Source organism: Bradyrhizobium sp. UFLA06-24, from assembly GCF_054967145.1.
On the sequence record NZ_JADFUE010000125.1, the window covers coordinates 1 to 7,951 of the forward strand.

Here is a 7,951-nt window from a genome sequence, read left to right on the forward strand (position 1 = left end):
GCATGCACAAGATCCTGCAGGCCGACAAACCCGACGACTTCGTGCTCGCCACCGGCGAGATGCGCTCGGTGCGCGAGATGGTCGAGCTGTCCTTTGCCCATGTCGGCCGTCGCATCGCCTGGCGCGGCAAGGGCGTCGAGGAGACCGGCGTCGACGAGACGAGCGGCAAGATTGTGGTGAAGATCGATCCGACCTATTTCCGTCCGACCGAGGTCGATCTTCTCGTCGGCGACGCCAGCAAGGCGCGCGAGGTGCTCGGCTGGACGCCGAAGCGCAGCTTTGCCCAGCTCGTCGAGGAGATGATGACGAGCGATCTGGCGGAGACAAAACGGGATGCGGCCAGTGGCAAACGCACCGTTTGAGCTGAGGGGCAAGAGCGTCTACGTCGCCGGCCATCGCGGCATGGTCGGAGCCGCGCTGGTGCGCCGGCTGGCACGGGAGGAGGTGCGGCTCGTCACGGTCGACCGGCGCGAGGTCGATCTCTGCAACCAGGCCGCCGTGTTCGACTGGTTCGCCAGGACGCGGCCGCAAGTGATCTTCCTCGCCGCGGCCAAGGTCGGCGGCATCGTCGCCAACAACACGCTGCGCGCCGAGTTCATCTACGACAACATCGCGATTGCGGCGAACGTGATCCAGGCCGCGCATCAGAACGGCGCCGAGAAGCTAATGTTTCTGGGCTCGTCCTGCATCTATCCGAAGCTGGCGCCGCAGCCGCTGCGCGAGGATTCCGTGCTCACCGGTCCGCTGGAGCCGACCAACGAGCCCTATGCGATCGCCAAGATCGCCGGCATCAAGATGGCGGAGGCCTATCGCAGCCAGTATGGCAGCGACTTCATCAGCGTGATGCCGACCAATCTGTACGGCCCCGGCGACAATTATCACCCCGAGCTGAGCCACGTCGTCGCCGCGCTGATCCGCCGCTTCCACGAGGCGAAGGTTTCGGGAGCGAAGCGCGTCATCGTGTGGGGCACCGGCACGCCCCGGCGCGAGTTCCTCTATGTCGACGACATGGCGGATGCCTGCGTGCACCTGATGAAGACCTATTCGTCGCCGGAACCGGTCAATATCGGCACCGGCGAGGACATCACCATCGCCGATTTAGCACTGATGGTCGCGGCCGCCGTCGGCTTTCGCGGTGAAATCAGCTTGGATACGTCGCGCCCGGACGGAACGCCGCGCAAGCTGCTGGATGTTAGTCGGCTGTCCAGACTCGGCTGGCGAGCCACCACCTCGCTCACGGAAGGCATTCAGCTGGCATACCGGGTGTTTTGCGCTGAGAGAGACGGACGGCTCCAGAGTGATCTGCTCGTTCTCGACAAGGCAGCCTGCATCACCGGCTAGATCATATCGAGCAATGTTCCGAAGGGGCTGAGCCTTGCGATGATCTGTCAGCCCTCCTTTTTGATCAAGAGAGCACCGATTCTCCTTTGGTCGAGCTTGGGCGTCAGGTCTCCGTGAATACCCGGCGCCGCTTTAACCTGGGGCGGCAGCAGCGGATCTCCGACTGTTAACCGCCGAAAAGATGCGCCCAGTTTGGCACCAAGCACGCGAAGTTCTCGATGTGTAAAGAACCGTGAAGTGGTCCTAAGCTCCTTCGCGCGTCACACTAGCAAACCTAGATGATTTGATGGTCATGCTTTGTTACCTCGGCATCAGCAGCGCTGGTGAAGTCGCGCTCGGCGAGGTTCGCGCGGACGACACCCCCATTACCACGGTGATCGGACGCGATCGCGACATAGACCGCCGGGAGCACGAATAGCGTGATCAGCGTGCCCGCAGACATGCCAGCGGCGAGAACGAGTCCGATCGAGAACCGGCTCGCGGCGCCAGCTCCGGTTGCCGTCAACAAGGGTATGAAGCCCGTGACCATTGCCGCCGTGGTCATTAAGATTGGGCGCAGTCGGACACGCGCCGCCATCTCTATAGCCGAGCGACGGTCAAATCTCTCCTTGAACTGCAGCTCATTGGCGAACTCAACCATTAGGATGCCGTGCTTTGAAATCAACCCGACCAGTGTCAACAGTCCAACCTGGGTGTAGATGTTCATGGTCGCCCAGCCGAGGAACGGCGGAATCAAGGCGCCGACCATTGCCATCGGCACGCTGATCATGATGATGAGCGGATCGCGCAGACTTTCGAACTGCGCCGAAAGCACTAAGAATATGATGATGAGGGCAAATGCAAAGGTAATCGCCAATTGATTACCCTCGTGCACGTACTGGCGGGCGTCGGCCAGGAAGTCGTAACTGAAGCCTGGGGGCAGTTTCTTCGCCTCGGCTTCTAGGAAATCCACGGCCTGTTCGATCGTGACGCCGGGCATCGGCACGGCCTGAAAGGTCGCGCAGTTGAGCTGGTTGTAGTGGGTGAGCGCATTCGGATCGGTCGCAGTCTCGGTGGAGACTACGGTAGACAGCGGAAGCATCGATCCCGTCGCAGTCTTCACATAATAGCTTCCGATTGATTGCGGCACTAGCCGTTCCTCTCGCGGCACCTGCGGGATCACCTCGTAGGAGCGGCCCTGCAGATTGAAGCGGTTGACGTAATTTCCCCCAAGTAAGGTGGCGAGCGCGTTACCGACGATCTGCATGGTGATGCCAAGCTCGTTAGCCTTCGATCGATCAACCTTGATTCGTACCACCGGCTGGTTGAACTCGAGGTCGGAGTCGCTCACCATGAAGAGGCCGCTCTTCTGCGCGGCATCCTTCAACTTTGACATCTGCTCGTGGATGGATTGAAAGCCAAGAGTCGAATTGATCACCATCTGGACTGGTAGGCCACCAGAACCGCCCGGCAGCGGAGGCAAGCTAAAGGCAAACGCGTTGATGCCTTCGATTTTGGATAGCTCGGCCTGAACAAGCGACTTTAGTACAATCGATGATCGCTTGCGTTCGTCCCAAGGCTTGAGCAACATGCCGGCCATGCCACTCTGCTGGCCGCCAATGCCATTGAACACGAAGCTCAAGTCAGTCTCTGGAACTTTTTTCAACGCGCTTTCAAGCTTGGTGCCATAATAGTCGAGGTAGTCGATATTGGCGTATTTCGGCGCCTTAGTTAGCGCGAATATGATACCTTGATCCTCCTCCGGCGCTAGTTCCTTGGAAATATGCATATAGAGAAAGCCGACAAGTCCCAACATGGTCAGCGCAAATAGGCCGGTAATTGGGCGATAGTCGAGCGAACGGTCGAGCTTGCGGCCGTACCATCGTGTTACGGCACTGAACCCGCGGTTCACAAGCCTTGCAAATCGTCCCCCCTTGGCGCGCCTCAGGAAGAGAGAGCACATCATGGGCGACAGCGTCAAAGCGACCACACCGGACACGATCACCGCTCCTGCCAGCGTGAACGCGAATTCGCGGAACAGGCCACCGGTGAGGCCGCCAAGGAATCCGATCGGGGCATATACCGCAGCCAAGGTAATCGTCATGGAGATAACCGGACCGACGATCTCGCGCGCGCCCCTTGTAGCAGCCTGTAGCGGAGCCGCTCCTTCTTCTAAATGGCGATGAATATTCTCCACCACCACGATTGCGTCGTCGACCACGAGGCCGATCGCGAGAACCATCGCAAGGAGCGTCAGGAGGTTGAATGAGAACCCCAGCGCCAGCATCATGCTGCAGACACCAACGAGAGACAACGGAATAGTAACCACAGGAATGATGACGGACCGCAGCGAGGCCAGGAAAAGAAAGATCACGACGACCACAACCACGACGGCCTCAATGAGCGTCTTCTTCACTTCGTCGATCGATGATTGAATAAACTTGGATGAGTCGTAGGCCACTTTCATCTTCAGCGGCGGCGGCAGGTTACGCTCCATTTCAGGAAACAGCGCCCGAACGCCTCGCACTATGTTTAGCGGATTGCCTTCCGGGCTCGCTTGCACGCCGACAAAGACCGCGTGGTCGCCGTTCATCGTGACGGTAGTGTCCGTCATCTGCGCGGCAAGTTCGACTACCGCAATGTCTTCCATGCGCACAAAGCCACCGTCATTCGCCTTGACAATCATACGCTTGAAATCGTCAACACTCCGCAAATCCGTATTTGCTGTGACATCGGAGATAGTGAAATAGCCCTTGGTCTGGCCTGCCGCAGCCTGGAAGTTGTTAGCTGCGATTGCAGCCGAAACTTCAGCCGGCGATATGCCATGCCCAGCCATTTTCGCAGGGTCTAGCCATAGCCGCATCGCAAAACTCTGGCCGCCTAGGATGTCAGCCGCTGAAACGCCGTCGACGGTTGAGATAACCGGTTGCACGACGCGCGTGAGGTAGTCGGTGATCGCACTGGCCGCTAGCTCATCGCTGGAGAAAGCGATATACATGACAGCATTCGTCTGACCGCTCGACTTCGTGACGACTGGATCGTTTGATTCCTTCGGGATCAGGTATTTGACTGAGTTGACCTTGGAGAGCACCTCCGTGAGCGCTTCGTTTGGATTGAAGTTCAGCTTGATGTAAACTTGAATAGTCGAGACACCAAGCATAGACGAGGAACTGATGTAGTCGACGCCTTCGGCGGACGCGACTGCTTGCTCCAGGGGAGTGGTGATGAACCCCTGGATCATGTCGGCCGAGGCGCCAGGATAGGCAGTCGTGATATTGATGACCGTATTGGTTAGCTTCGGATATTGCCGGATCGGCAGTAGGACCGCGGCGCGCAAGCCGATCAGCAAGATCAGGAAACTCACGACGATTGACAATACCGGACGTTTGATGAAAAGCGCGGTAAATGTCATGTCAACTCGTATTCGGGATTGGGATGTAAATCTGCCACCAACTTTAAGGCAATGGTCAGCAATGCGGCGACTGTGCTAGAGCCCCCGCTGTAGAGCTCGTGCCCTTTTTGCGTTTATCGGCGAAAGGCCCGACAAGAATAGTTGATTAGAACGCAACGACTTCTAGCCGGGCATTAGTTCAGGCTTCGCACTTCGACATCGGAATTACAAACGACCTGACCGGTACTCAACTCTACAAAGGTAAGTGAGTGATATAGCATCGGCTGCAAAGCACTATACCAAGGTTTATCGAGTTCGCCGCTGATCACCGTCGCAAGACTTGCGGAGTTGCTAAACACAAATTCTTAGCCCCGCATATTCAGTGCGCGCCCGCTATCGCTTCGCTAACTCGCCGAACAAAGCCGTCTCGGGGCTTGCCCTCTGCTGCCAGTTCGATATGCCTCTCGGAACAGTGCTTTGAGCGTTTCTGTCAGCTCAATAAGCTGCGCTCTGGCTTGTCCACGCCTTGCGCTACCGAGTTGGCAACGCCAATACCACTTTGTCGATCCGACGCGTTGAGCCAACGTAGGCGGCCGTACATAGCGCCGCGGGGAGTCGCAGTGGACTATCGGCGGTTTTGGGCGTGTCACCGTCGATAAGTCAAGATACTGCAATGTGTCAACCGCCTCCAAATGCCTTGGCAGCCGCAATCAGCTTTTGTACGTTGCACTCTCCAGACCGAAAATCATCGAGCGCCGCGGGCAGCCCCTGGTTGATTGCAAGGGCCTGCTGCGCGCTTCCTAGCTGAGATAGCGATTGCGACTACTCATGGCGGGCCCATCCTTTTCACGAACCGTCGGTACGGTGACGATCTCGATCGGGACATTGAGATCAACCACCATGCGACGCACGACTACGCATTAATGAACATCCTTCTGGCCAAAAAAGCGACGTGGGGCTGCACCATGTTGAACAACTTGCAGACGACAGTCGCCACACCGCGAAAATGTCCGGGCCTGAAAGCGCCGCATAGAGGTTTCGCGAGGTCGCCAGGTCCAACAAAGGTTTCGAAATTGCTCGGATAGACTTCCTGTGCATCGGGCGCGAAGAGGATCGCAACACCAGATCCCGGCACAGTTCTTCATCGCGCAAGAAGTCGCGCAGATAGGTGCTGAGATCTTCATTTGCTCCGAACTGAGTGGGGTTAACGAAGATGCTGACGACGGTCACATCGCATTTTGCTTGGCTCGCTGCGATCAGCGCCAGGTGGCCATCGTGGAGATAGCCCACCGTCGGCACAATCCGGCCCTTTGATTGGCACTGCGGGATTTTGCGAGAGTGCGGCGAAGTTCAGCGACGCTCGTGATAATTTGAGGTGGATGGCGCCCAGTTGGCAATTGCCTCCCCAACGCCTTCGGGAAGCCGATAGGACTCTTGCGGGCCGGGGAACGCGCCACGGCGGACATCCGCTGCCCCGCGCGAAAGCGCATCATGGAACTGCTGAAAGCCTTCCGTATAGGCGGGAACGAATTTGGGGCGATGACCTTCGGTTTGGCCCAGCACGTCATGAAACAGAGCACCTGCTCTGAACAGTCTGGGCCCGAGCCGATTCCGATCGTCGGTATTGTCAAGGAATCGCTTACTCGAGCAGTAAGCTCAGCCGGAGTGCCCTCCAATACCAAAGCGAAACAGCTGGCCTCCTGCAGACGATGAGCATCATCGAGCAAACGCAGCGCTTCATCCACTTTGCGGCCCTGCACTTTGAAGCCGCCCATGACATTAACGCTCTGCGGAATAAGACCGAGATGACCCATCACGGGAATCTCGCAATCGACAATGGCATGCACCATCTCGATTCTTTTGCCACCGCCCTCGAGTCTCGCCGCAGCTGCTCCTCGCTGCAGAAATCCGCCAGCATTTCGTATGGTCTCCTCAACGCTGACGTGGAAGCTAAGAAAGGACATATCGGCGACGAGCAAGGCACGCGGTTTGCTGCGTACGGCGGCTTCGAGGTGATGGTTCATCATCGCAACACTTACTGGAGGCGTGTTTTCGAATCCAAGGCAGACGTTACCCCCGCTGTCACCGACGAGACTGATATCGATGGAAGGATCCGGGATAGGCGCCGCAACCGCGTCGTAGGCAGTCGTCATGACTAGACGCCGGCCGTCCTGCTTCCACCGCTGCAGGAGGGGAATTGTGATGCGGTCGACCGGTTGCTCCGAAACGCGACTCATTTGAACTCAGTTCGATTTTTAGCTGCGAACTGACAAAGCTTTGAACTTCAACCAACTCGCCGCCTATTGCAAAGTTATAGCGATCCCCAGCGCTCGAGTTGATCGAGTATCCCACGCGATCAGCAGTCTGGTTGCTACAATTCTTCAGCGTCAATCCGCTCTTCGTCGCTGTCCAAGAAGGACAAAGGGCAAAAAGTGAGTTGCGTATGGGCTTGGTGGATCCGCGCACCAGCGCCGTTGAGAACACACCATCGCGAGGCACGTGCGCGAGAATGACATAGGTCGAAGTCGCCCATAGGAGTTCTTGTTCCATATCTCCACAAGCCCATCGGTGGAATGGCCACTTCGAAATAAGGATGTGGATCGAGGGTGGCGGAACCGCGACAATGAAGATTGGCCTCCAGCACATCCTTCGCAGCGACTACTTTTCTCGCCAAGTGTTTTGCGCACCCGCGACTTCCCTGTGAGAGCGGAAGAAATCTGTCGACCCGCCAAGAAGAAAGGAAAGACCCTCTCGGAAATCACCCGCAGATGGTGAAAATTCCTTTTGGTTGCGTCATCAACGCCAGAAGGCTTCCTTCGCTTGCTGTAGGTCTTGCGGGCGTGTTCGGCTTCGGCCGATTCGCGGGCCGGCTGTCGCGTCGGACCGATCGGGTTTACTTCTACAGCGCACTTTTGATGCATCGATTTTTTCCAGTGTTAAATCCACCGAGGTGAGCATAAGGCGGCATGCAACAGATTGTATTTCTGAGCCGATTGATCGGTAAAGAGCTCCTATAGAGTTTTGTACCGATGTGCTTGAGACCGAGGCGTCCGTCTCGGCAGTCCTCCCCCGCAGGCTGCTCTGTCCTGTCCGGTCCATTAACCGCTGGCCTATATGGTCACCTTGCCGAGCTTTTTGATACCGACCCGGATCGGGTCCGCCGGAAGAGCTATGCGGGATTTTGGGTGACGAGGCGATCAGGCGGCGTGGTTTTCCGGCACTTGGATGACCTCGATGCCG

5 protein-coding genes and 1 pseudogene are annotated in these 7,951 nt (G+C 57.4%); 2 read left to right on the forward strand and 4 right to left on the reverse strand.

Annotated elements, in window-relative coordinates; genetic code table 11:
• Together IF809_RS37370 and fcl are read left to right on the forward strand one after the other, a co-directional pair.
• On the forward strand, positions 1 to 362 hold a 362-nt coding region (locus tag IF809_RS37370; protein ID WP_462839993.1), incomplete at its 5' end, for a GDP-mannose 4,6-dehydratase.
• The gene (gene fcl / locus IF809_RS37375) at positions 334 to 1,341 is read left to right on the forward strand and encodes a GDP-L-fucose synthase (RefSeq protein ID WP_011084445.1); all 1,008 of its coding nucleotides are present in this window, start codon (positions 334 to 336) and stop codon (positions 1,339 to 1,341) included. The genes IF809_RS37370 and fcl, both read left to right, overlap by 29 nt.
• Before the next feature lie 274 nt (positions 1,342 to 1,615).
• Here the strand turns inward: fcl and IF809_RS37380 are convergent, their stop codons facing one another.
• The 4 genes and pseudogenes from IF809_RS37380 to panB form a co-directional block, all read right to left on the reverse strand.
• On the reverse strand, positions 1,616 to 4,732 hold the full coding sequence (locus IF809_RS37380) for an efflux RND transporter permease subunit (RefSeq protein ID WP_028153850.1): 3,117 nt from the start codon (positions 4,730 to 4,732) through the stop codon (positions 1,616 to 1,618).
• A 779-nt stretch (positions 4,733 to 5,511) separates the two neighbouring features.
• Positions 5,512 to 5,613 (reverse strand): pantoate--beta-alanine ligase, encoded by a 102-nt coding sequence (locus IF809_RS37385; protein ID WP_231166596.1) that lies wholly within the window; start codon positions 5,611 to 5,613, stop codon positions 5,512 to 5,514.
• On the reverse strand, positions 5,603 to 6,001 hold the full coding sequence (locus IF809_RS37390; protein ID WP_244429706.1) for a pantoate--beta-alanine ligase: 399 nt from the start codon (positions 5,999 to 6,001) through the stop codon (positions 5,603 to 5,605). The genes IF809_RS37385 and IF809_RS37390 overlap by 11 nt, the downstream gene beginning before the upstream one ends.
• A 60-nt stretch (positions 6,002 to 6,061) precedes the next feature.
• Positions 6,062 to 6,948, reverse strand: a pseudogene (panB, locus tag IF809_RS37395) (3-methyl-2-oxobutanoate hydroxymethyltransferase).
• Positions 6,949 to 7,951 lie beyond the last annotated feature (1,003 nt).

What these genes read in the sequence shown, in the direction of transcription:
- IF809_RS37380 (WP_028153850.1), bottom strand. Translation starts at nt 4,732, where the DNA reads ATGACATTTACCGCGCTTTTCATCAAACGTCCGGTATTGTCAATCGTC.
- fcl (WP_011084445.1), top strand. Translation starts at nt 334, where the DNA reads ATGCGGCCAGTGGCAAACGCACCGTTTGAGCTGAGGGGCAAGAGCGTC.
- IF809_RS37385 (WP_231166596.1), bottom strand. Translation starts at nt 5,613, where the DNA reads ATGGTGGTTGATCTCAATGTCCCGATCGAGATCGTCACCGTACCGACG.